The organism is Bradyrhizobium sp. Kon69, from assembly GCF_055807515.1.
This window is the reverse complement of sequence record NZ_JBVVOS010000551.1, coordinates 1-240: the sequence shown is the minus strand read 5'-3', so window position 1 is coordinate 240 and position 240 is coordinate 1. Positions and strand designations below refer to the sequence as shown.

Annotated in this window: 1 protein-coding gene; it reads right to left on the bottom strand. The window is 54.6% G+C overall.

The genetic code is table 11. The features are described 5' to 3' along the window. Positions 1-33: 33 nt before the first annotated feature. Positions 34-240: hypothetical protein (locus AC0L3U_RS40125; protein WP_473365229.1), on the bottom strand; the 207-nt coding region annotated here is incomplete at its 5' end.

The following is a 240-nucleotide window of genomic DNA, read 5'->3' as shown; positions in this document are numbered from 1 at the left end:
ATTTTCGCGAGCAAGCTCGCTCCTACAGTGAAACTAGAACGGATACGGTTGTTTCCAGCGTTCGAAAATCGGCTTCAGTTCGCCGTTTTTAACGAGGGCGGTCATTCGCTCATCGTAGACCTTCATCAATGCCCGCCCACGCTCGTTATCGGCAAAGCCTATATAGAGCGGCAGTTCAGCGATGTGGGTGAGCCTGAACCGGGACGGGTCCTGCGCCTGGCTGAGTACATACCTGGCTTC